Raw genomic sequence first — 21,025 nt, forward strand, 5'->3', positions numbered from 1 at the left:
CCTGGACCAGGAGCGGCATCGCCACCCCGCACCGGGCTCGGGGCCCGCAATAGGATGGACGTCATGGCTCTGCTCGAGATGATCCACGGTCCCGAGGACCTGAGACGGCTCTCCGACGCGCAGACTGTCGAGCTCGCTGCCGAGATCCGTCAGTTCCTCATCGACCATGTCAGCCGGACCGGCGGCCATCTGGGCCCCAACCTCGGCGTCGTGGAACTCACCCTGGCCATCCACCGGGTGTTCAGCTCGCCGCAGGATCCGATCGTCTTCGACACCGGTCACCAGAGCTACGTGCACAAGATGATCACCGGGCGGGCCGACCTCTTCGACACCCTGCGCACCGAGAACGGGTTGTCGGGATACCCCTCGCGTGCCGAGTCCGAGCACGACTGGGTGGAGAACTCCCATGCCTCCACCTCGCTGTCGTGGGCCGAGGGGATGGCCGAGGGGATCGCGCTGAGTGGCCGCGACCGCACCGTGGTTGCGGTGGTCGGTGACGGTGCCCTGACCGGTGGGATGGCCTGGGAGGCGCTGGACTCGATCGCCGCCCAACAGGATCTGCGGCTGGTCATCGTGGTCAATGACAACGGCCGCTCCTACTATCCGACGGTCGGCGGGCTGGCCAACCACCTGTCCGCGATCCGCACCGACCCGCGCTACGAGGAGACCCTGGAGCGGATCAAGCAACTGGTCTCCGACAAGCCACTGGGACGTCAGGTCTACGGGCTGATGCACGCTGCCAAGACAGGTATGAAGGACGCCCTGATCGGCAACCAGGGAATCTTCTCCGACCTGGGAGTGAAGTACCTCGGTCCGGTGGACGGCCACGACCTCGACGCCCTGGAGAGGGCCCTGGAACTGGCCAAGCGCTACCGTCAGCCGGTCATCGTCCATGCCATCACCTCCAAGGGCAAGGGTTACCCGCCGGCCGAGCACGACCAGGAGGACCACTTCCACACCGTCGGTGCCCTGGACCTGGCCACCGGAATGCCCCGCAGCGTCAAGGATGCCGACTCCTGGACGGCCGCATTCTCCCAGGCGATGGTGGAGATCGGTGCTGCCCGCCCGGAGGTGGTGGCGATCACCGCCGCGATGCTGCACCCGGTCGGTCTGGCCGCTTTCGCCGAGCGCTTCCCGGATCGGATCTTCGACGTCGGTATCGCCGAGCAGCACGCGCTGACCTCGGCAGCCGGGCTGGCGGCGATGGGCCTGCACCCGGTGGTCGCGCTCTACTCCACCTTCCTCAATCGTGGCTTCGACCAGCTGTTGATGGATGTCGGTCTGCACCGGGCCGGGGTCACCGTGGTGCTGGACCGGGCCGGGGTGACCGGCCCCGACGGAGCCAGCCACAACGGCATGTGGGACACCTCGATCTGCGGCATCGTCCCCGGCATGCGACTGGCCTGCCCGCGCGACCGCCACCGACTGGACGCTGCGCTGCGGCAGGCGGTCGACATCGATGACGGGCCGACCGTGATCCGCTACTCGAAGGACCGGATGCCCGCCCACCTCCCCGTGCTGCGGACCGTGTCGGGCCGAGGCGTGCTGGGCGACCTGGATGTGCTCCTCCAGACCCGTGGGGACCGTGACCAGGTCGATGTCCTGATGGTCTGTCACGGCCAGCTCTGCGCCGACACGGTGGCAGCCGCCGAGCAGCTGAGCACCGACCCGGGCCTGGACGGGGCCGGCATCACCGTGGTGAGCCCGCGTTGGTCACTGCCGGTGGACCCTGAGCTGGTGGCGATGGCCGCCTCGGCCCGGGCGGTGGTCAGCGTCGAGGACGGGCTGGTGGTGGGCGGTCTCGGGTCGAGACTGAGCACCCAGATGCATCGGGCAGGGGTCTGGACGCCGCTCCTGGAGCTCGGGATCGACTCGCAGTACCTGCCCCATGCCTCGCGATCCAGCTTGATGCACCGTCTCGGACTGGACGCCGAGGGAATCGCCGAGCGGACCCGCAGTCTGCTGCGCGTCCTCAGCACCGGCGGCCCGCAGCTGGCCGCCGACGCCGATCCGATCACTCCGGATCACCCGAGGCAGCACCGGATCTGAGCGGGGGGAGGGTTCACCGGCCCAGGAGTCGGCTGAGCTCCCCGCACACCAGGTTCCGCTGCCAGGCCCGCGCCCCCAGATCGGCCAGGAAGGCGTCGACCCCCCGGGGTGAGAGGTCGGCGGGGGGCTGCCAGCACAGCCGGCGCAACCAGTCGGGGGAGATGAGGTTCTCCGGCGGGAGATCCAGATCCGCGGCCCGCTCATTCATCGCCGGGCGGACCACCTCCCAGCGTGCCGCCGCGTCGGGATGGTGGGCTGCCCAGCTGCGCGGTGGTGGCGGGCCGTCGGGGGCGGCGCGCCGCTGCGGGTAGTCCTTGGGGCTGGCGGCAGTGGCGTGTGCCAGTGCCTGCGTCCAGTCCCGCACATAGCGCTTGGCCCGGCCACGCCTGAAGCCCGAGGAGCGCAGCAGGTCGTCGGAGGTCAGAGTGACCCGCTCACCGGCATGGGTACCCAGCGCCGACAGGGCCCGGTCGTTGACGATCCGGCCAGGCGCGATGTCGGTCCGCATCGCGACCCGTTCCCTGGCCCACCACAGATCTTTGACCAGCTCCAGACCGGCACGGGTCCGCACGTCGTGCAGCCCGGTGGTGCGGCGCCAGCGGTCCGGGCCCGGGCCCGGCAGCTCGTCGGGAAGCTCTGCTCCGACCTGGACCAGGTGCTGGAACTCCTCCTGCGCCCACCCCATCTTGCCGGCGTCCCGCAGATCGGCGATGAGTCTGTCGCGCAGCGGGATGAGCAGTTCGACGTCGAGGGCGGCATAGGGTATCCAGTCGGCGGGCAGCGGCCGGGTGGACCAATCGGCTGCCGAGTGCTCCTTGAGCAGATGCACCCCGAAGTAGTGCTCGATCATCGGTCCCAGGCCGACCCGGGGCAGGTTCAGCAGTCGTCCGGCCAGTTCCGAGTCGAACAGCTCGGCGGGGCGCAGACCTTCGATCGCCAGGCAGGGCATGTCCTGGGTCGCGGCGTGCAGGATCCACTCGGTCCCGGCCAGGGCCTCGGCCAGCGGGGCCAGACCGGAGCCTGGGCCCTCCGGATCCAGCGCGGCCGGGTCCACCAGGTGGGTGCCCGAACCCGCCCTGCGCAGTTGGATGAGGTAGGCGCGGGTGCTGTAGCGGTAGCCGTGAGCCCTTTCGGTGTCGATGGCCACCGGGCCGGTCCCGGCTGCCAGCCTCTCGGCCGCGAGGCGCAGCGCCTGCGGGGTGTCGACCAGTGGGGGAATGCCGTCGGCCGGACAGTCGAGGATCGGCAGCTCGGCCTCCTGGTCCGCCGGATCAGTGCTCGCGGGGCTGGTGTGGCCGGGGCCCGCGGGGCTGGTGTCGCCGGGTCCCGGCGATGTGGAGAAAGTCACGCGTCGGCCTCCCAGCGACGTCGGGGCCTGATCATCACGACGTCGTCCCCGGAGGGCGGAAGTCCGCAGATGTGGCACAGCAGATCCTGCCAGCCATCCAGATGAGCGGTGAGCTGACCGGCATCGTCGATCAGCGGGGTCCAGGAGGCGCGGAACTCGATGCGGTTGTCAGGCTGCTTGTCGGCCAGGTTGCCGAAGGGCCGACTCATCACCGAGGTGACCGTTCCTGCCAGGCAGGTGTAGCGGGCGGCGAAGCCGTCCAGGGCCTCGGTGAGCCAGGAGCAGGCGACTCCGGCCAGCAACGGATCGGTGGCCATCTCGGGGTCGACGTCGGCCCGCACGACGGTCACCAGCCGGGTGCTGCCCTGCCAGGACTCGGGGGCCGATGGATCATGGAGCACGATCAGGCGCCCCTGGCCCAGGTCTGGGGGATCGGCAGGGCCGGGGTGCCGACCGGGCGCATGGTGGACCGTGGCATCGACGGCCATCGAGTCCGGTGCGATCCGGGTCGGAGCGGGAATCTGAGTCACCGTGAACTCATCACGCCACAGGTGGTCGAGAATGCACCTGCGGGTGGCGTCGAAGCCGCCCGGAAGGTCGATCGGTGAGTGAGTGTTCACATCTGGGAGGCTAATCGCGAGAGGTTCGAGTGGCCTACGGGGCGCGCCGCTGGAGGGCCAGAGCGAGGCTGGCGGCACCTGATCAGGAGTCGTGGTCCTGGTCCTGTGCCGGTTCCAGGGTGAGACAGATCGAGTTGATGCAGTAACGCAGATCGGTCGGGGTGTCGTAGCCCTCGCCGGCGAAGACGTGGCCGAGATGGGAGTCGCAGGCTGCGCACCGTACCTCGGTACGGGGGCTGCCCGGCAGCGAGGTGTCGGTGATGTAGCGCACCCGGTCCTCGGCCAGTGGCGAGAAGAAGCTCGGCCAGCCGCAGTGGGAGGAGAACTTCTCGGTGCTTCGGAACAGTTCTGCCCCGCAGGCCCGGCAGCTGTAGACCCCTTCGGTGGTGGTGTCGGTGTACTCGCCGATGAAGGGCGCCTCGGTGCCGGCCTGGCGCAGCACCTGGAACTCCGCGTCGGTGAGACGCTGGCGCCACTGGGCCGGGGTGAGCTTCACCTGGGGGGTGACGTCATGGTCGCTGGTGGTCATCGGATGCTCCTTGTGCAGACGGTCCGGATGCTCATGCGCTGTGGTGGTGCTACTGGTGTGCGCACCACCTGCTGGATGTGAATGTCTCCCATCCGCGCAGGCTCGAACACCGTCAACGCCGGAGCCCTCCTCGATGTTCCCCGATGCACGCCGGCCGGGGAGGGGCTGGTTCGGCGGGCCCTGCGGTCGCCGGCCCCGTGACCTGAGGCGAATCAGGGGGCAGGATGGGCGCCATGACCAAGCCCTTGGATGGACCCCTCATCGGTGACCTGCTGCGCTGCCCCCAGGGGGCGGTCGACATCGGCTCGTTCGACGCCCGCGCCACTGCCGGGGCGGAGGCCGGCAAGAAGGCCACCCTGGCCGGGATGGAGGAGCTCGGCGCGGAGCTCTCGGAGCTGCAGGAGAGGCTCTTCGCGGCCGGTCGCTCCGAACCCTCGAGTGCTCGTCGGCTGCTGGTGATCCTGCAGGGCCTCGACACTGCTGGAAAGGGCGGCGTGGTCCGCCACACCTTCGGCCTGGTGGATCCGCAGGGTATCCATCTGCACGCCTTCAAGGCGCCCACCCCCGAGGAGCTCGATCATGACTTCCTGTGGCGGATCCGTCGGGCTCTTCCCGGCGCCGGCATGATCGGTGTCTTCGACCGGTCCCAGTACGAGGACGTCCTGGCGGTGCGGGTGAACAAGCTCGTCGAGGAGTCGGTGTGGCGGCCGCGATTCGACATCATCAACGACTTCGAGGCGGAACTGGCGCAGTCCGGGGTGAGAATTGTCAAGTGCTTCCTCAATGTGTCCAAGGCCGAGCAGAAGAAACGGCTGATGGCGCGGCTGGAGAACCCGGCGAAGTACTGGAAGTACAGCTCCTCGGATCTGGACACCCGCTTGAAGTGGGATGACTACATGGTCGCCTACAGCGAGGTGTTGGAGCGCTGCAATCCGGATCAGGCGCCGTGGTACGTCATTCCCGCCGATCGCAAGTGGTACCGCAACTGGGCGGTGGCGAGGATCATGCTGGAGACGATGCGCTCGATGCAGCTCACCTGGCCGCCGGCAGATTTCGACGTGGCGAAGGAGCAGCAGAGAGTGGCCAACTCCTGAGCCGCCGGGGCCTGAGGAGTCGGGGCAGAGGTCACTCCTGGGAGGAGGCCTCCGCCACCGAACCCATGGCCGCAGAGCAGTACCTCTCGAAGGCCCATCTGGCCAACAGCGGATCGTCGCCGATGGGCTCTGAGACCACCTCGGCGCCGGCCTCCAGGGCCGCCAGGTCGTGCTCGTGGGACTCGACGCCGTTGTTCACCCACAGGCTGCCGACCGCGACGTGGCGGCGTCCCTCCGCCCGAAGGGCGTGGATCACCTCGGCCACCTGACCGGAGCCGGTGGCACCGGTGGCCAACCGCACCGGGATGTGATGGTGCTGGGACCACATCCGGGACATCCGTGACAGCATCGCGGCGCCGCGCCGGTCACCGCCATCGGGGGCCGACAGGACCAGCGCGTCGATCTCCTGGGTGTGTGCGCGGTGGGTCGCCATCCAGACCCGGGAGTCGATGACGCCGAGCAGGGCGGGACCGGGGCCCAGTGGACGGGAGACCCTCACCGACAGCTCGGCATGGTCCTGGGAGAGCTGTTCGGCCAGGGCCAGGACCGGATCCTGAGGGTCCTGGAGGTGGGTGAGGTCGACGGGCACCAGAACGACCTCGCTCCAGCTGCTCTTGGGAGCGGGGGGAACGGCCGGGACGTCTTCGGTGCCGGCGAAGGCGATCGCCGTCTCCACATGCGGATGGAGCTTCGCCAGACGTTGCCGAAGCCGGTGCGCCGACATGGTGGCCGCACCCGAGGAGCCACGAGGCATCACCAAGACGAGCACCGGTGCGGTCACGGTCATGCCCTCCTCTCAGCAGTCTGCGAGTCATTGTCGCATCGATGGGCCCGGAAGGGCATCCGAGAACCGGGATGTCAGTGTCAGCAGACAGAGAATGGGGTCGGTCGGCAGATGCCGACCGACCCCAGTTTCTGCTGGTGGGCGATGCCAGGTTTGAACTGGCGACCTCTTCCGTGTCAGGGAAGCGCGCTACCGCTGCGCCAACCGCCCGAGGTGGAGACGGGATTCGAACCCGTGTACACGGATTTGCAGTCCGTTGCCTCGCCTCTCGGCCACTCCACCACGATCGCCGGTGCCGGTGATCGGTACCGATCATCGTGACGAGCCGTCTTGGATCCAGGTCCGAAAGACCTTCTCCGAGCGGACGACGGGACTCGAACCCGCGACCCTCACCTTGGCAAGGTGATGCTCTACCAACTGAGCCACGTCCGCATGTTTCCGGTCGGCAATGCGCCCGGCGACGGGAAGAAACAGTATCTCACGGGCCCATTCGGTGCAAATCGGATGGCCTGGTGCCGAGCCCGTCACGGACTCGTGATCCGTGCCGCCGGAAGAGTCCGCGGAGGGTCGGTCGGGTGGCCCCGGCAGTTCTCCCTGAGGTGGACAACAGCCCACGGCTCTGGCATAGTCATCTCTCGCGCTGGGCGGTTGGCGCAGTGGTAGCGCGCTTCGTTCACACCGAAGAGGTCGCGGGTTCGAAACCCGCATCGCCCACCAGATGGCCCTTGGCGGAACAACGGGGCCTCACATTGCAGATCGGAGCGTGTCGCTCCGGTACCAGGGGCGTCCCGGACGGGGCGCTCCTGGTGCGTCCTCAGGGCCGGGTCGGGATGCGCCGAAGGCTGCTGGCGAGACCGGCACGCGGGTACAGTCGCAGGTGTTGACGTAGTGACAGTGATTCCCGCTCCGGGGTCGCGTCCCGTCTGCGGGGAGGCCTGTGATGGCTTGGAGGATTGCGATCCTGGGATCAGGGTCGGATCACGGGGCCCTGCGCCGCTGGATCGGCCGGACGGTCGCAGCGGGTCTGGCGGCGGCGGTGTGGTGGGTCATCGCTGAAGCGGGCCGGCGACGCGACCGGAGTGAATGGTGATCTCCGGTGGCGCGGTTCACCGAAACGACGGTCCTGATCCGATGTTCTTGGAAGCCGTGCTACTGTCGTAATTGTTGTATGCACTTGTAGTGAGTTTCCTTCACTGGTTGTGACACCCAGTATGACGCCGATGCGATCTGGTTGTGCATGCCACCAATCCCATGCGCTGTGGTCGTGAGCTCATACCCCGACATGACGCGCATTCATTGAGGCGCGCGGCGAATCCGTCGTGACGCCATGACGTGGTCTGGGGAATTCCCGGCCAGAAGCGAAGGACAATTATGAGTACTGCTGGAACTGTCAAATGGTGGAATTCCGACCGAGGTTTCGGATTCATCTCCCCCGATGACGGCTCGGCGGACGTGTTCGCCCACCACAGCCAGATTCAGGGCAACGGTTACCACGACCTTCAGGAGAACCAGAAGGTCGACTTCGACACCGAGGCCGGCCCCAAGGGCCCGAGGGCGACCAACATTCACACCCGCTGATCCGTCTCGTGCGCCGCTGGCGCGCGGAGATCTGGTAGAAGTACTTTCCCAGCTCGCCGCGCTCCACGCATCAGACCAGAGGAAGGTTCTGGCACCGGCACCTCGTGTGCCGATGACAGGACCTTCTTTCTTGTGCCCGGGCATCGCGCGGAGTCGCCGATCAGCACTGATCGGCCCGGCGATGCTCCACAATCTGTGCGGAACCGGCCCCAGAGGCCATCACATCATCGTTCAATCAAGGAAGCTCATGGCAACAATCACCATAGGAACTGGACACTCAAGGTTCTGGATCGAGGGATCCGAGGAGGACATCAAGAACTACGCCAACCGCATCGCGACCGGGTTCCGGACCGTGAACGGCGCCTGGATCAGCAATGGGAAGTGGACCGCCTGGGTCCCCTCGTCCGCGCAGGTCTGGGTGAATCCCGGCGCCCCGGTCGAGTCCGGGATCGATGTCATCATGATCGAGGGACTTCACCGCGAGGAGGGGGACCAGCCGGACCTGGCGCGCTGACAGGTCAGGGTCTGCTCCGCGTGCCGTGGCAGCCAGACCGGTGCACCTGGAGGCACACTCGTGGTGGCGATCGCCCCACGGGTCGTGCAGTGTCGGCCCGCGTGATGGCCCTGACGACATGCCGGGCCACCTGATGGCCGGGCGAGGAGGTTGGGCGGATGAGACGCAACTGGCCCTGGTTGGAGGCCCGCGGAGCAGTCGCGCGGATGGTGGTGGCGGTGGCCGCGGGGGCGCTGGCGGGTATCGCGGGCTGGCTGCTGGGCGGCTGGCCCTGGGGTCTGCTGTGGGCGCTGGCCACCCAGTCGGTGTGGTTCTCGGTGGCGAACTGGTTGGCGCTGTGGCCGGCCGATGCCGACCGGACCATGGAGCACGCCCGCCGCGATGAGTTCCGACCGGTGCAGGAGGAGATCGTCATCGTGGCGCTGCTCGCCGCCGGGATCGCCGCCACGCCACTGCTGGGACGGGTGGCCCCGGGGAGCAGGCGGTCCGGTGCTGCACTGCTGGCCCTGGCGGTGGTGTTCATGCAGTGGTTCGGTCTTCACGCCATGTACGCGGCCAGATACGCCTACGAGTACTACCTCGCCGGACCGAGCGGGGACCGGAATCCCGGTGGGATCGACTTCAACCAGAGCGAGGCCCCGGCCTACCGGGACTTCCTCTACTTCAGCTACAACCTCGGCATGACCTACCAGGTCTCCGACACCGCCGTGACGAACTCCCGGATCAGGGCGGTGGTGCTGAGGCACTGCCTGGTCTCCTACGCCTTTGCCCTGGTCATTCTGGCCAGCACCGTCAACGTGGTCACCGGCGTCCTCGCCGCAGGCCTCTGAGATCCGCCTGCCGAGAGCCGCCGGCCGGGCCGGGCGGCCCCGATCCCTCAGGGCCCGAGGGGACCGATGAGCGCCGGGGGATCGGTTTCGGGCATGATAGACAGGTCGGTCGGTGGCGCGGCCACTCGCGTCCCTGCGACCGGCGCGACATCCGACCCGGGTCCGCCCGGGTGCATCGAGAGAGAGAACGTCATCGTGTCCATCACCATCACCGTGCAGCGATCCGGAGATCCCGAGGAGCGCCAGGTGGACACTACGACGACCGGCCTGGACCTGTTCGGAGCCGACCGCGGCGTCGTGGCCATGAGAGTCGACGGGCAGCTCCAGGACCTGCAGCGACAGATCCCGGCCGGGGCCGCGGTCGAGGCGGTGGAGGCCACCAGCGTCGACGGGCTCAACATCATCCGGCACTCGGCCACCCATGTGATGGCCCAGGCCGTCGAGGAGATCTTCCCCGAGGTCAACCTCGGCATCGGCCCGTTCATCACCGACGGCTTCTACTACGACTTCGGCAATATCGACCCCGTCACCCCGCAGATGCTCAAGGATCTCGAGAAGCGGATGAAGCGGATCGTCAAGGAGAACCAGCGCTTCGTCCGCCGTGCCGTCACCGAGGAGCAGGCCCGCCAGGAACTCGCCGACCAGCCCTACAAACTGGAACTGGTCGGGTCCAAGGGACACCACGAGGCTGAGGGGGCCTCGGTGGAGGTCGGTGGCTCCGAGCTGACCATCTACGACAATGTCCGGCGCAACGGTGAGACCGCCTGGAAGGACCTGTGCCGGGGCCCGCACGTGCCCTCCACCAAGTATCTGGGCAATGGCTTCGCCCTCACCAAGTCCTCGGCCGCCTACTGGAAGGGCGACCAGGCCAATGATCAGCTGCAGCGCGTCTACGGGACGGCATGGGCCTCCAAGGAGGACCTGGTCGCCTACCAGACGCAGATGGCCGAGGCGGCCCGTCGCGACCACCGCAAGCTGGGGGCCGAGCTGGACCTGTTCAGTTTTCCCGAGGAGATCGGGCCAGGGCTGGCGGTCTTCCACCCCAAGGGGGGGATGCTGCGCCACATCATCGAGGACTTCATCATCTCCGAGCACCTCAAGCGCGGATTCGACATCGTCTACACCCCCGAGATCACCAAGGGCGGCGTCTTCCACACCTCCGGGCACCTGCCGCACTATGCCGAGACGATGTTCCCGCCGATGAACGTCGATGAGGAGCGGGACGCCGAGGGCGATATCACCCGGGCCGGCCAGGAGTACTACCTCAAGGCCATGAACTGCCCGATGCAGAACCTCATCTACAAGTCGCGCGGGCGCTCCTACCGCGACCTGCCCATCAAGCTGTTCGAGATGGGCCACGACTACCGCTACGAGAAGTCCGGCGTGGTCCAGGGCCTCACCCGGATGCGCGGCTTCACCCAGGACGACTCGCACATCTACTGCACCCCTGACCAGGCTCCTCAGGTGATCCGCGACCTGCTGGGCTTCTTCGACGACGTGCTGAGTGCCTTCGGACTGGGGGAGTTCTACCTCGAGCTGTCCACCCGCGACTCCGAGGGCAGGAACCAGGACAAGTTCATCGGCTCCGACCAGGACTGGGCGGCAGCCACCCGGATCCTCCAGGAGGTCTGTGAGGGCTCCGGTCTGGATCTGGTGCCCGACCCGGGCGGGGCCGCCTTCTACGGCCCGAAGGTCTCGGTGCAGGCCAAGGACGCGATCGGGCGGACCTGGCAGATGTCGACGGTCCAGTACGACTTCAACCAGCCCGAGCGGTTCAAGCTGGAGTACACCGCCCCCGACGGTTCCCGCCAGCGTCCGGTGATGATCCACTCCGCCAAGCTCGGCTCGGTGGAGCGGTTCATCGGCGTCCTCACCGAGCACTACGCCGGCGCCTTCCCGGTCTGGCTGTCCCCGGTTCAGGTGCATGGCGTCCCCGTCGCCGAGGAGTTCGACAGCTACCTCAAGGACTTCGCCGGGCAGCTTCGAGCCGTCGGACTGCGCGTCGAGCTCGACACCTCCACCGACCGGTTCGGCAAGAAGATCCGCAACGCCACCCAGACCAAGGTGCCCTTCATCGTCATCGCCGGCGGCGAGGACGTGGACGCCGAGGCGGTCTCCTTCCGGTTCCGTGACGGCTCCCAGCTCAACGGCGTGCCTCTGGAGCGGGCCGTGGCGATCGTGGCCGGATGGTCGGAAGCCCGCCGCAACGACGATCCGACCGCCGCGAATGCCGAGTCGGTGCTGGACGGCCCGGAGGCCTGAGAATGACCGGCCAGCACGACGCGGATCAGGTCCGGGTCGAGTTCAGCGACGATCAGGTCGGCGTCCCCGACCCGTTCCGTCGACTGTGGACCCCCTACCGGATGGCCTACATCGACGGCGCGGACCGGCCCAGGACCGGCCAGGCCGGGGCGGACTGCCCGTTCTGCCGGGCCCCCCGCCAGCAGGACGAGGAGTCCCTCATCGTCCACCGCGGCCAGTACTGCTACGTCATCATGAATCTGTACCCCTACTCGCCGGGACACCTCCTGGTCTGCCCCTACCGTCACGTCGCCGGCTACATCGAGGCCACCGCCGATGAGACCCGGGAGATGGCCGAGCTCACCCAGTCGGCGATCCGGGTGCTGACCGGGACCTCCCATCCGCAGGGGTTCAACGTCGGAATGAACCAGGGGGCGCCCGGGGGAGCCGGGGTGGCCGCCCACCTGCACCAGCACGTCGTCCCCAGGTGGATCGGAGACACCAACTTCCTGCCGATCATCGGCGGCACCCGTGCCGTGCCCCAGCTGCTGGGAGACGGCCGCACCCTGCTCGCAGAGGCCTGGGAGAGGCATGCTTGAACATTTCCGAGCCGGCTGGCAGAAGGTCATGCACCCACTGGCCGCCGCGCTCATCCGGATGCACGTCACCCCCGACATGGTCACCTGGATCGGTACCGTTGGCAGCATCGCGATGGCCCTCATCTTCTTCCCGCTGGGAATGTTGTGGCAGGGCCCGTGGCTGGTCGCGCTGTTCATCTTCTCCGACTCCCTGGACGGCAACATGGCCCGTCAGCTGGGCCGTCATTCCCAGTGGGGATCCTTTCTGGACTCCTCCCTGGACCGGCTGGCCGATGGCGCCCTGTTCGCCGGCCTGGTGCTGTACTACGCCGGGCCAGGAGACTCCCGGCTGTGGGCCGGATTCGGCCTGGCGGCGCTGATCCTCGGGCAGGTCACCTCCTATGTGAGGGCCAAGGCGGAGTCGCTGGGACTGTCGGCCAAGATGGGCCTGGCCACTCGCGCCGATCGGCTGCTGGTGAGCCTGTTGGGCGCCGAGCTCACCGGCCTGGCGGCCGCCGGATTCCTCCCCCACTGGCTCATCTGGGCGTTGCCGGCGGGTCTGATCTACCTGACCATCGCCGGGGCGGTGACCGTCGGGCAGAGGATGTCAGCGGTGCACCGGCAGGTCACCTCGTGAGTTCCCCGACGGACCGGCCCGCCGGTTCAACGGGTCAGCCTCCGTCCGGTCGAGGATCAGGGCGCCTGGGTGCCACCGCGATGGCGGCGACACGTCACCTTCCCCGCGGCGTCTGGGATCCCGCCGCCCAGCTGGCCGGCGCGGCACTGAGCCGATTCCCGGTGCCTGCCGTGAAGCAGTGGATGCTCAATGCCGAGACGATGACGGGTACACCGCCATGTCACGCCCAGACCCGCCGGGCAGTCGTCTCCTGGGCGCGCACCCTGGTGACCTCGATGCAGCTGCCCGGCTGGTCGCGCGAGCGGATCGACCAGCAGGTCGACTTCGACCCCGGGCAGTTCCAGGTGCTGCGCGACGCGGTGGCCACCCGCGGCGCCGTGGTGGCCCTGCCGCACATGGCTTCCTGGGACCTGGCCGGAGCCTGGGTGGCTGGCCGCGGAGTGCCGATCAGCACGGTTGCCGAGCAGCTTCCGGACGCCGAGTTCGAACTCTTCGTACGGACCCGGGAGAGGCTCGGGATGAAGGTCTACGGCCACCGCCAGCCGCAGGTGGCCAGCCGGCTGGTCGCCGACCTGCGGGAGGGCAGGCTGATCAGCCTGGTCGCCGACCGTGACTTCTCCCGTCGCGGGGTGGCCGTGAACTGGCTGACCGCCACCGGACCGGTGCCAGGATCGATGCCACCAGGTCCGGCGCACCTGGCAGTGCTCACCGGGGCCGCCCTGGTCGGCGTCGTCTGCAGCTACACCTCCCCGGATCGGATGCGCATCGAGTTCTCCCCGGTTCTCGAACCGGCTGACCAGGCCACCAGCCGGGAGCGCGCCGCTGCGCTGACCTGCCGGTTGGCCGAGTGGTTCAGCCCCCGGATCGCGGCACAGGTTCACGACTGGCACATGTTCCAACCATTCTTCACCGGTCTCGGCGCCGATCCGGCGCGCACCACGGGGACATTGTCGTGAACAACGGACCGCACGCACCGCAGAACCGGGAATGGCTCAGTGTCGGACTGGTCTGCCCATACTCCTTCAGCCGCCCGGGAGGGGTCCAGAATCACCTGCTCGGGCTGGCGAGCTGGCTGCGACGACATGATCATGTGGTCAGCCTGCTCGGCCCCGGCAGTCTTGATGAGCACACCCTGGCAGACCACGATCTGCCACCGGACTGCTTCACCAGTACCGGAGGCACCGTCCCGGTGCCCGCCAACGGGTCGGTCGCCCGGCTGAGTTTCGGCGCCCGCCCGGCGATCCGGGTGCGGGCCTGGCTCAGGAGCCACTACTTCGACGTCATCCACCTCCACGAGCCACTCACCCCCTCCAGCTCACTTCTGGCGCTGTGGAATGCCGACCGACCGCTGGTGGCGACCTTCCACACCTCCTTCGAGGACTCCGACTTCGCCGAGTCCCCGCTCCTTCGCGCTGCCCGGCGGCTGGCCCCCTCCTCAGTCGCCCGGATCGACGAGGCGGTGGCGGTCTCCTCGGCGGCCGCGGAAGCTGCTCGGCGCACCTGGCGGCTCGATCCTGCGATCATCGGCAACGGCGTCGACACCTCCGAGCTGTCGGCGGTCTGGTCCTCGGCCTCTCCGTGGCGCGGCGGGGACCGGCCACGGATCTGCTTCCTGGGACGCTTCGAGGAAACTCGCAAGGGCCTGGAGTTCTTCCTGGGGGCGATCAGGCGGGTGCGGCTCAACCATCCTGACCTCGATGCGGTGGTGGTGGGGCCCGGCTCGATCCCCGCACACAACGACCAGGCGAGGTTTCTCGGCGCACTGCCGGATGCCGAGCGTGACCGGGTGCTGGGATCCAGTGATGTCTACGTGGCACCCAATACCGGAGGCGAGTCCTTCGGAATCGTGCTGGTGGAGGCGATGGCTGCCGGAGCGAAGGTGGTGGCCACCGACCTGTCCGGTTTCCGCGAGGTACTCACCGACGACCGCGGGCTGGTCGGCTGGCTGACCCCCGCCGGTGACCCGGCGGCCCTGGCCAGGGCCATCAACCAGGCGCTGGCCCCGGGACACACCGAGCTGGCCGATCGGGGGCTGCGCCGCGCCCGCCAGTTCGACTGGGACAGTGTCGGACCGCAACTGGTCGAACGTTACCGGGCCGCGATCGTGGCCCGCCGGAGCCGCTGACCGGATCGCCGCGGTGCACGGCCCGGCACGAGGAGCCGGCTTCGAACCATCCACTACGCTGGCGCCGTGGTCACCCCCAGCTATGACACCGAGAGATTCTGGACCATTCCCAACGTCCTGTCGATCCTCCGGTTGCTCGGTGTGCCTGTTTTCCTGTGGCTGATTCTGGCCCTTCACGCCGACCTGTGGGCGGTGGTGGTGCTCGCCCTGGCCGGGCTGACTGACTGGCTGGACGGCCAGATCGCCCGACGTTTCCATCAGATCTCCCGGGCTGGTCAGCTGCTCGACCCGGCGGCCGACCGGCTGTACATCCTGGCCACCCTCATCGCACTGATGATGCGAGGGGCGATTCCGATGTGGCTGCTGGTGGTGCTGGTGGCCCGCGATGTCGTCATCGCAGGCCTGGTTCCGCTGCTGCGAACCCGTGGCTACTCCTCCCTGCCGGTCCATTTCGTCGGCAAGGCGGCGACCTTCTGCCTGCTCTACTCCTTCCCGCTGATCCTGCTCGGCCACCTCACTGAGGGCGGCTGGACGGTGGCGCGGATCCTCGGCTGGGCACTGGCGATCTGGGGAACGGTGCTCTACTGGTGGGCCGGGCTGCTGTACTGCTACCAGACCTGGCGGATGGTCACCAGCACCCCCGCGAGATCCCAGCTGCGCTCCACCGGCCCGACTGAGGGGACCGACCGATGAGCGGCACCGATCACACGACCGGGGCGGCTCAGAGCTCGTCGGGGGAGCAGTCCGGGCGGCGCAGCCAACGGCCGGATGCCAGCATGGACCTGCTGCGTCAGGTCCGCGAGGGGGCTCTGGAGCCCGAGTATCTGCACGCCGCCGACCGGCATGGTTGGCAGCGTCGGCGCGACGATGGCCGACCCGCCGAGGGCGCGAGGTCCACCAGGCCCGGCGGGCGCGGTTGGATCGGCACTGCGGTGATGCTGCTGCTCGCCGGGCTGCTGCTGGGCGGCGCATGGCGGTCCACCTCGGTGGCCCGGCCCTCCGAACTGGCCGAGCGCGACGACCTCATCAATCGGATTCAGTCGGCCCAGGCCCACCAGTCGGGTCAGCAGGCAGCGGTCAATCGGCTGCAGGTCCAGGTGAGCTCGATGCGCGCCGCCCAGTCGGCCGACAGCAGTCTGGACACCCGGCTGGCAGCAGCCGGGAAGACGGCCGGGACAGTCGCGGTGAGCGGGCCCGGCATCCAGGTCGTCATCGATGACGCTGCTGACGGGGCCGGTGAGGGCCGGGTCGGGGACCAGGACCTTCGCCAGCTCATCAATGGCCTGTGGCAGGCCGGTGCCGAGGCGATCTCGGTCAATGGTCACCGGATCACCACCCGCACCGCGGTGCGCTCGGCCGGCTCGGCGATCACCGTCGACTACGTATCCCTCACCCGGCCCTACCGGATCAGTGCGATCGGCGACTCCGCCCAGCTGCCCGGCAGGTTGTCGCAGAACGGTGGGGGACAGTGGTTGACCTACATCTCCGACAACTTCGGGGTGCGTTACTCGGTGACCACGGCCACCTCGATGCAGTTGCCGGCCGCCACCCAGACCGCCGTCAACTTTGCCACCCCCCGGTAGCCGGAGTCGACTGGGAGAGAAACTGCTGAGCCGGCACCGGGATCGGGCAGCGGCCTGTCCGGGCGGTACCGGCGACCGACCATGGCAGGATGGGCACGTCGACGAAAGGAAGGCGCATGATCGCGGTCATCGGTCTGATCGTCGGGGTGATCCTCGGCCTGCTGCTCAATCCCTCGATGCCGATCGCCCTGCAGCCCTACCTGCCGATCATGATCGTCGCGGCGCTGGACGCCCTGGTGGGTGCTGCCCGGGCATACCTCGGCCGCACCTTCTCCGACAAGATCTTCGTGGTCTCCTTCCTGTCCAATGTGACCATCGCCGGTCTGATGGTCTGGGTGGGGGACAGGATCGGCGTCGGCACTCAGCTGTCCACCGCCGTGGTCGTGGTCCTCGGGATCAGGATCTTCACGAATGTGGCTGCCATCCGACGGGCCCTGCTCCATGTCTGAATCCGGCAGGGCACGACACGACAGCTCCCGCACCACCGATCCGGCCCCCGGCAGCCCGGATGCTGCCGGCCCGGCAGCCGACGCCGAGGAGACCGCCGCACCGCAGCCCTCCGTGTGGGCCCGGATCGGCCACGACCTGCTCCACCCGGGGATCGGCCAGCTGGTGGTCGCCGTGATCCTGTGCCTGTCGACCTTCGCGGTGGTCAGCCAGATCCGCTCCCGGGCCGAGGATGATCCCTTCTCGGGGATGCGCCGGGCCGATCTGGTGACCATGCTGGACAATCTGTCGACCTCCTCGCGCCAGCTGGACTCCGAGCTCGCCGAGTTGCGCGACACCCAACGTGAGTTGCAGTCGGGGGCCGACTCCCAGCAGGCCGCCCGCAAACAGGCCGCCAGCAGGCTCTCCCAGCTCCAGGTGCTGTTGGGCACGGTGCCGGTGCAGGGTCCCGGTATCACCCTGGTGATCAAGGACCCCGATGCGAAGGTGACCTCCGACATGCTGCTGGACGCCGTCGAGGAGCTTCGCGATGCCGGGGCCGAGGCGATCTGCCTCAATGGCAGGGTCCGGGTGGTCGCCAGCACCTGGTTCGCGTCGGGGGCGGACTCGGTGCTCGCCTCCGGGACGCCGATCAGCCGTCCCATCACCATCCAGGCGATCGGCGACCCGCACTCCCTGGAGGAGGGTGCCCGGTTCCGCGGTGGCCTGGTCTCGCAGGTGGAATCGGCACAGAGCGGGGCCACCGTGCAGATCACCCAGAAGCAGCAGATCAGGATCGACGCGGTGGCCGCCTCCGCGCCGATGAGCAACGCCACGCCGGTCCGCTGAGCCCCGGGCCGGCGCAGTCGTCGCGGGCCCGGTGGGCCCGACCATCGGGTTGCGGCGAGTCAAGATACCGCCGCCAGCTCGCCGGACGGCTAGTGTTGGGGGCAGCACGGCGGCCGCCGTGCTGTGGTCTCCGCGCAACGGATACCATCCGACGTCCAGGAGGTTTCTGCGATGGCCGACGCCCCGGAGGATCTCCAGTACGCCACCGACCACGTCTGGGTGCGTCCTGGTAACGGTGACGAGGTACGGGTCGGGCTCACTGCCGCCGGTGTCGAGAACCTCGGCGAGGTGGTCGGAGTCACCCTTCCCGAGGTCGGCGACGAGCTGGCCAGGGGAGATGTCGCAGTGGAGATCGACACCGATGACGAGGCGGTCGACGTCGACGCACCGGTGAGCGGACAGGTGGTGGCCGTCAACCAGGTGATTGTCGATGCCGTCTCGGCGTTGGTCTCCGACCCCTATGGCGACGGCTGGTTGATAGCCGTGGAACTGGGGGATCCCTCCGAGCTGGACGACCTGCTGGACGTCGACGGTTATGAGAGCCTCACGGAGTCCTCATGAGCCGACTGTCCATCATGGGGGCAGCCTGGTCCGCAACGAGCAGACTTGATCGAGAAGGCACACCCGGCAAGCGGCACGGGTGCCGGGTAACAGAACCCTGAGAAGGGTCGAGAGCGAGGATGACGAGATGAACAAGTGCCTCAGGTGCGGGCAGGACAACGTCGAGGACGCCAACTTCTGCTCACGCTGCGGAGCGCGGCTCGGCGCGGCTGCCGGGATCCCCGGCGACAACACCGGCGTCATCCCGGTGATGACCGATGATGTCGTCACCGAGACCCCGGCGCTGTCGGGGGAGGCCCTCTCGGCGATCGAGAACCTGGCCGAGGGAAATGGCTTGTTGGTGGTCGAGCGTGGGCCCAATGTCGGCACCCAGTTCGTGCTCGACCAGGACGTCACGACCGCTGGCCGTAGCACCCACTCCGACATCTTCCTCGACGACATCACGGTCTCCCGACACCATGTGAAGTTCCTCAAGAAGGACGGCAGGATCTTCGTCGAGGACCAGGGCAGCCTGAACGGCACCTATGTCAATCGGACCCTGGTCGACGGCTCTGCGCCGCTGCGTGAAGGTGACGAGGTCCAGATCGGGAAGTTCCGGATGATCTTCCACGCCGGCGGGAGCGGTCTGCGCTGATGGCTGGTCAGGTCTGGAGCATTGGGCAGGTGATGAAGCTGCTGAAGCCCGAGTTCACCGACCTGTCCATCTCGAAGATCCGATTCCTGGAGTCGGAGGGTCTGCTGAGCCCCGAGCGCGCTCCTTCCGGCTACCGCAAGTACGCCCAGGCCGATGTCGAGCGGCTGCAGTACATCCTCACCTGTCAGCGCGACAACTTCCAGCCGCTCAAGGTGATCCGTGAGCACCTGGAGATGATCGATCGCGGCGAGGAGCCGCCTGCGGTGGACCAGCCCTCCCCGCCGGGCGGACCGGCCGAGACGGAGCCCGCCGGCGGAGCAGCCGGCGTCGGCCCGGCAGTGATCCGCCGGGCCAAGGGCCCGATCAGGATGAACCGGCGGGAGCTGGTCCGTGCCAGCGGGATCACCGAGGCGCATCTGGTCGAGCTGGAGCGTCACCAGCTGGTCCGCACCAAGCGGGGCCAGCAGTGGTACGGCCAGGAGGCCCTGATGGTCTGCGTCGCCTCTCGGCGACTGCGTGACTTCGGGATGGACACCCGACACATCCGAGCCATCCGCCAGGCCGCCGAACGTGAGGCAGGAATGATCGAGCAGACCGTGATGCCCCATGCCCGGCGCGCCCACCAGGCCGACCAGCAGGTCAGCAAGCTGGCCTCTGAGATCACCCAGCTGGTGATCCACGCGCACGCCGCGATGGTCTATGACCTCCTGGAGCACTGACCACCACCGGCCCGCGGTTCGCTGACAGGTCGCAGTATCCGGGCTGAGTAGGCTTGTCGACATGGTGGTCGAACTGGAGGTCGTCGGAATCCGACTCGACCAGATCTCCCAATCGCCCATTCTGCTGCTCAAGGAGGCTGGCGGACGGCGTCATCTGGCGATCTGGATCGGTGCCGGGGAGGCTGCGGCCATCGCCCAGGCCCTCGACGACGTCGAGCCTCCGCGCCCTCTGACCCACGACCTGATGGCCACGGTGCTCACAGAACTGGGATGCCCCTCTCCGGTGATGACGATCACCCGGGTCGAGGATGGCATCTGGTACGGGCAGATGACGCTGTCCGAGGACCAGCAGATCGAGGCCAGACCCTCCGATCTGGTGGCTCTGGCGCTGCGAATGGGAGTCCCGGTGAGCTGTCGGCCGGAGGTCCTGGAGGACTTCGGCATCCTGCTGGACGAGTCCCCGCAGGACGAGGTGGCTCGGTTCAAGGAGTTCCTGGACCATGTCAGTCCCGACGATTTCGAGGACTGACACCCTCGGGCGCACCACTGTGGGGCGGTCAGGCCGACAACCCTCCAGTTCCACTTCACCCTCGATATCGCGTGGAAACCCCTAGTCAGATGGGTATTGAAGGTGAGATCCGAGGCGTGTGCGCCGAACTCCGGCGTGGCTCCGGGTGAGCCGGGACGGTGCCACGTAGCGTCTGTGAGCGATGGGGACGGCAACGGGCCGTCCCAGGACAGAGGGTGATCCAGATGGTCGAGACAGCGGCGCACCAGCCCCCCTCGCCCAGGCACGCCCAGGGCGTGCTCTTCGACGGAGACTTCTCCCCACTGCCCGTGGACGTCGGCTTCCGCGGCCCGGTGGCCTCCGGAGCGGCCGGGATCACCTACCGGCAGCTCGACTACTGGGCCCGCACCGGCCTGGTGCGTCCCGAGATCCGCGGCGCCTCGGGTTCGGGCAGTCAGCGGCTCTACTCCTTCCGTGACATCCTGCTGCTCAAGGTCGTCAAGAGACTGCTGGACGCCGGCGTCTCCCTTCAGCAGATCAGGATCGCCATTGACCACCTGCGCGCCAACGGCGTCGAGGAGCTGTCGACGGTCACCCTGATGAGTGACGGTGTCTCGGTCTACGAATGCACCCGCGATGACGAGGTCATCGATCTGCTGCGCGGTGGCCAGGGGATGTTCGCCATCTCCCTGGGCGGGGTCTGGCGCGACGTCAACGGGTCGCTGTCCAAGCTGCCGCATGAACACATCGGGGTCGGTGTCGCCCAGCACGATGACGAGCTGTCGCGCAGAAGGGCCTCGCGTCGGGCATCCTGAGAG

The 21,025-nt window shown here is 68.1% G+C and carries 23 protein-coding genes and 4 tRNA genes; 20 read left to right on the forward strand and 7 right to left on the reverse strand.

Annotation, left to right across the window (positions count from 1 at the left end; all coding sequences use genetic code 11):
• Positions 1–63 precede the first annotated feature (63 nt).
• Positions 64–2,049, forward strand: a complete 1,986-nt coding sequence (gene dxs / locus G554_RS14275; RefSeq protein WP_211220398.1) for a 1-deoxy-D-xylulose-5-phosphate synthase — start codon at positions 64–66, stop codon at positions 2,047–2,049.
• A 13-nt stretch (positions 2,050–2,062) separates the two neighbouring features.
• Here the strand turns inward: dxs and G554_RS0102685 are convergent, their stop codons facing one another.
• From G554_RS0102685 to msrB, 3 genes are all read right to left on the reverse strand, one after another.
• Complete coding sequence (locus G554_RS0102685) at positions 2,063–3,298, reverse strand: HRDC domain-containing protein (protein ID WP_036924313.1); 1,236 nt, start codon at positions 3,296–3,298, stop codon at positions 2,063–2,065.
• A gap of 95 nt (positions 3,299–3,393) precedes the next feature.
• On the reverse strand, positions 3,394–4,017 hold the full coding sequence (locus G554_RS0102690) for a DUF3000 domain-containing protein (RefSeq protein WP_051232252.1): 624 nt from the start codon (positions 4,015–4,017) through the stop codon (positions 3,394–3,396).
• Between the two features lie 82 nt (positions 4,018–4,099).
• A complete protein-coding gene (gene msrB / locus G554_RS0102695; protein WP_027586702.1) occupies positions 4,100–4,546 on the reverse strand; it encodes a peptide-methionine (R)-S-oxide reductase MsrB in 447 nt (148 codons plus the stop codon).
• A 233-nt stretch (positions 4,547–4,779) separates the two neighbouring features.
• Between msrB and G554_RS0102700 the strand changes: the two genes are divergently transcribed.
• On the forward strand, positions 4,780–5,640 hold the full coding sequence (locus G554_RS0102700; RefSeq protein ID WP_027586703.1) for a PPK2 family polyphosphate kinase: 861 nt from the start codon (positions 4,780–4,782) through the stop codon (positions 5,638–5,640).
• Positions 5,641–5,671: 31 nt separating this feature from the next.
• Here the strand turns inward: G554_RS0102700 and G554_RS0102705 are convergent, their stop codons facing one another.
• The 4 genes from G554_RS0102705 to G554_RS0102720 all read right to left on the reverse strand — a co-directional run bounded on the left by G554_RS0102705 (position 5,672) and on the right by G554_RS0102720 (position 6,856).
• Entirely contained in the window at positions 5,672–6,421 is a 750-nt protein-coding gene (locus G554_RS0102705; protein WP_027586704.1) for a sirohydrochlorin chelatase, read from the reverse strand.
• 138 nt (positions 6,422–6,559) lie between these two features.
• A tRNA-Val gene (locus G554_RS0102710) sits at positions 6,560–6,634 on the reverse strand.
• 1 nt (position 6,635) lies between these two features.
• Positions 6,636–6,706, reverse strand: a tRNA-Cys gene (locus G554_RS0102715).
• A gap of 77 nt (positions 6,707–6,783) precedes the next feature.
• A tRNA-Gly gene (locus tag G554_RS0102720) sits at positions 6,784–6,856 on the reverse strand.
• Positions 6,857–7,066: 210 nt separating this feature from the next.
• Here G554_RS0102720 and G554_RS0102725 point away from each other — a divergent pair.
• From G554_RS0102725 to G554_RS0102810, 18 genes are all read left to right on the forward strand, one after another.
• A tRNA-Val gene (locus tag G554_RS0102725) sits at positions 7,067–7,141 on the forward strand.
• A gap of 654 nt (positions 7,142–7,795) precedes the next feature.
• Positions 7,796–8,002, forward strand: coding sequence for a cold-shock protein (locus G554_RS0102730; protein WP_036924247.1), 207 nt, complete (start codon positions 7,796–7,798; stop codon positions 8,000–8,002).
• Positions 8,003–8,249: 247 nt separating this feature from the next.
• Positions 8,250–8,516, forward strand: coding sequence for a hypothetical protein (locus G554_RS0102735; protein ID WP_027586706.1), 267 nt, complete (start codon positions 8,250–8,252; stop codon positions 8,514–8,516).
• A gap of 158 nt (positions 8,517–8,674) precedes the next feature.
• Positions 8,675–9,346 carry a DUF1345 domain-containing protein gene (locus tag G554_RS0102740; protein ID WP_051232254.1) on the forward strand — a complete coding sequence of 224 codons (672 nt, stop codon included), beginning with the start codon at positions 8,675–8,677 and terminating at the stop codon, positions 9,344–9,346.
• A 195-nt stretch (positions 9,347–9,541) separates the two neighbouring features.
• Entirely contained in the window at positions 9,542–11,608 is a 2,067-nt protein-coding gene (gene thrS, locus G554_RS14280; protein WP_036924316.1) for a threonine--tRNA ligase, read from the forward strand.
• Positions 11,609–11,610: 2 nt separating this feature from the next.
• Positions 11,611–12,186, forward strand: coding sequence for an HIT family protein (locus G554_RS0102750; RefSeq protein ID WP_027586708.1), 576 nt, complete (start codon positions 11,611–11,613; stop codon positions 12,184–12,186).
• Positions 12,179–12,802: a phosphatidylinositol phosphate synthase gene (gene pgsA, locus G554_RS0102755; RefSeq protein ID WP_027586709.1), complete on the forward strand. Its 624-nt coding sequence runs from the start codon at positions 12,179–12,181 to the stop codon at positions 12,800–12,802. The genes G554_RS0102750 and pgsA overlap by 8 nt, the downstream gene beginning before the upstream one ends.
• Positions 12,799–13,758 carry an LpxL/LpxP family acyltransferase gene (locus G554_RS14285; RefSeq protein ID WP_281167937.1) on the forward strand — a complete coding sequence of 320 codons (960 nt, stop codon included), beginning with the start codon at positions 12,799–12,801 and terminating at the stop codon, positions 13,756–13,758. The genes pgsA and G554_RS14285 overlap by 4 nt, the downstream gene beginning before the upstream one ends.
• On the forward strand, positions 13,755–14,927 hold the full coding sequence (locus G554_RS14290) for a glycosyltransferase family 4 protein (protein ID WP_051232258.1): 1,173 nt from the start codon (positions 13,755–13,757) through the stop codon (positions 14,925–14,927). Before G554_RS14285 ends, G554_RS14290 begins: the two co-directional genes overlap by 4 nt.
• Before the next feature lie 66 nt (positions 14,928–14,993).
• Positions 14,994–15,620, forward strand: coding sequence for a cardiolipin synthase ClsA (clsA, locus tag G554_RS0102770; protein ID WP_245569920.1), 627 nt, complete (start codon positions 14,994–14,996; stop codon positions 15,618–15,620).
• Positions 15,617–16,510: a DUF881 domain-containing protein gene (locus G554_RS0102775; protein ID WP_051232260.1), complete on the forward strand. Its 894-nt coding sequence runs from the start codon at positions 15,617–15,619 to the stop codon at positions 16,508–16,510. The genes clsA and G554_RS0102775 overlap by 4 nt, the downstream gene beginning before the upstream one ends.
• Before the next feature lie 116 nt (positions 16,511–16,626).
• Positions 16,627–16,959 carry a small basic family protein gene (locus G554_RS0102780; RefSeq protein ID WP_027586712.1) on the forward strand — a complete coding sequence of 111 codons (333 nt, stop codon included), beginning with the start codon at positions 16,627–16,629 and terminating at the stop codon, positions 16,957–16,959.
• Entirely contained in the window at positions 16,952–17,785 is an 834-nt protein-coding gene (locus tag G554_RS14295) for a DUF881 domain-containing protein (RefSeq protein ID WP_084648270.1), read from the forward strand. The genes G554_RS0102780 and G554_RS14295 overlap by 8 nt, the downstream gene beginning before the upstream one ends.
• A gap of 171 nt (positions 17,786–17,956) precedes the next feature.
• Complete coding sequence (locus G554_RS0102790; protein ID WP_027586713.1) at positions 17,957–18,346, forward strand: glycine cleavage system protein H; 390 nt, start codon at positions 17,957–17,959, stop codon at positions 18,344–18,346.
• Positions 18,347–18,473: 127 nt separating this feature from the next.
• Entirely contained in the window at positions 18,474–18,980 is a 507-nt protein-coding gene (locus tag G554_RS0102795; RefSeq protein ID WP_051232262.1) for an FHA domain-containing protein, read from the forward strand.
• Complete coding sequence (gene ftsR / locus G554_RS0102800) at positions 18,980–19,699, forward strand: transcriptional regulator FtsR (protein WP_027586715.1); 720 nt, start codon at positions 18,980–18,982, stop codon at positions 19,697–19,699. The genes G554_RS0102795 and ftsR overlap by 1 nt, the downstream gene beginning before the upstream one ends.
• Before the next feature lie 64 nt (positions 19,700–19,763).
• Positions 19,764–20,228 carry a bifunctional nuclease family protein gene (locus G554_RS0102805; RefSeq protein WP_027586716.1) on the forward strand — a complete coding sequence of 155 codons (465 nt, stop codon included), beginning with the start codon at positions 19,764–19,766 and terminating at the stop codon, positions 20,226–20,228.
• A 224-nt stretch (positions 20,229–20,452) separates the two neighbouring features.
• Complete coding sequence (locus G554_RS0102810; RefSeq protein WP_027586717.1) at positions 20,453–21,022, forward strand: MerR family transcriptional regulator; 570 nt, start codon at positions 20,453–20,455, stop codon at positions 21,020–21,022.
• Positions 21,023–21,025 lie beyond the last annotated feature (3 nt).

The organism is Acidipropionibacterium thoenii DSM 20276, from assembly GCF_000423445.1.
Classification (GTDB): domain Bacteria; phylum Actinomycetota; class Actinomycetes; order Propionibacteriales; family Propionibacteriaceae; genus Acidipropionibacterium; species Acidipropionibacterium thoenii.

Bases quoted from the DNA above. Each gene is read 5' to 3' on its own strand.
- dxs (WP_211220398.1), top strand. From the start codon at position 64: ATGGCTCTGCTCGAGATGATCCACGGTCCCGAGGACCTGAGACGGCTC.
- msrB (WP_027586702.1), bottom strand. From the start codon at position 4,546: ATGACCACCAGCGACCATGACGTCACCCCCCAGGTGAAGCTCACCCCG.
- G554_RS0102700 (WP_027586703.1), top strand. From the start codon at position 4,780: ATGACCAAGCCCTTGGATGGACCCCTCATCGGTGACCTGCTGCGCTGC.
- G554_RS0102730 (WP_036924247.1), top strand. From the start codon at position 7,796: ATGAGTACTGCTGGAACTGTCAAATGGTGGAATTCCGACCGAGGTTTC.
- G554_RS0102735 (WP_027586706.1), top strand. From the start codon at position 8,250: ATGGCAACAATCACCATAGGAACTGGACACTCAAGGTTCTGGATCGAG.
- G554_RS0102740 (WP_051232254.1), top strand. From the start codon at position 8,675: ATGAGACGCAACTGGCCCTGGTTGGAGGCCCGCGGAGCAGTCGCGCGG.
- G554_RS0102750 (WP_027586708.1), top strand. From the start codon at position 11,611: ATGACCGGCCAGCACGACGCGGATCAGGTCCGGGTCGAGTTCAGCGAC.
- pgsA (WP_027586709.1), top strand. From the start codon at position 12,179: ATGCTTGAACATTTCCGAGCCGGCTGGCAGAAGGTCATGCACCCACTG.
- G554_RS0102775 (WP_051232260.1), top strand. From the start codon at position 15,617: ATGAGCGGCACCGATCACACGACCGGGGCGGCTCAGAGCTCGTCGGGG.
- G554_RS0102780 (WP_027586712.1), top strand. From the start codon at position 16,627: ATGATCGCGGTCATCGGTCTGATCGTCGGGGTGATCCTCGGCCTGCTG.
- G554_RS14295 (WP_084648270.1), top strand. From the start codon at position 16,952: ATGTCTGAATCCGGCAGGGCACGACACGACAGCTCCCGCACCACCGAT.
- G554_RS0102790 (WP_027586713.1), top strand. From the start codon at position 17,957: ATGGCCGACGCCCCGGAGGATCTCCAGTACGCCACCGACCACGTCTGG.
- G554_RS0102795 (WP_051232262.1), top strand. From the start codon at position 18,474: ATGAACAAGTGCCTCAGGTGCGGGCAGGACAACGTCGAGGACGCCAAC.
- ftsR (WP_027586715.1), top strand. From the start codon at position 18,980: ATGGCTGGTCAGGTCTGGAGCATTGGGCAGGTGATGAAGCTGCTGAAG.
- G554_RS0102810 (WP_027586717.1), top strand. From the start codon at position 20,453: ATGGTCGAGACAGCGGCGCACCAGCCCCCCTCGCCCAGGCACGCCCAG.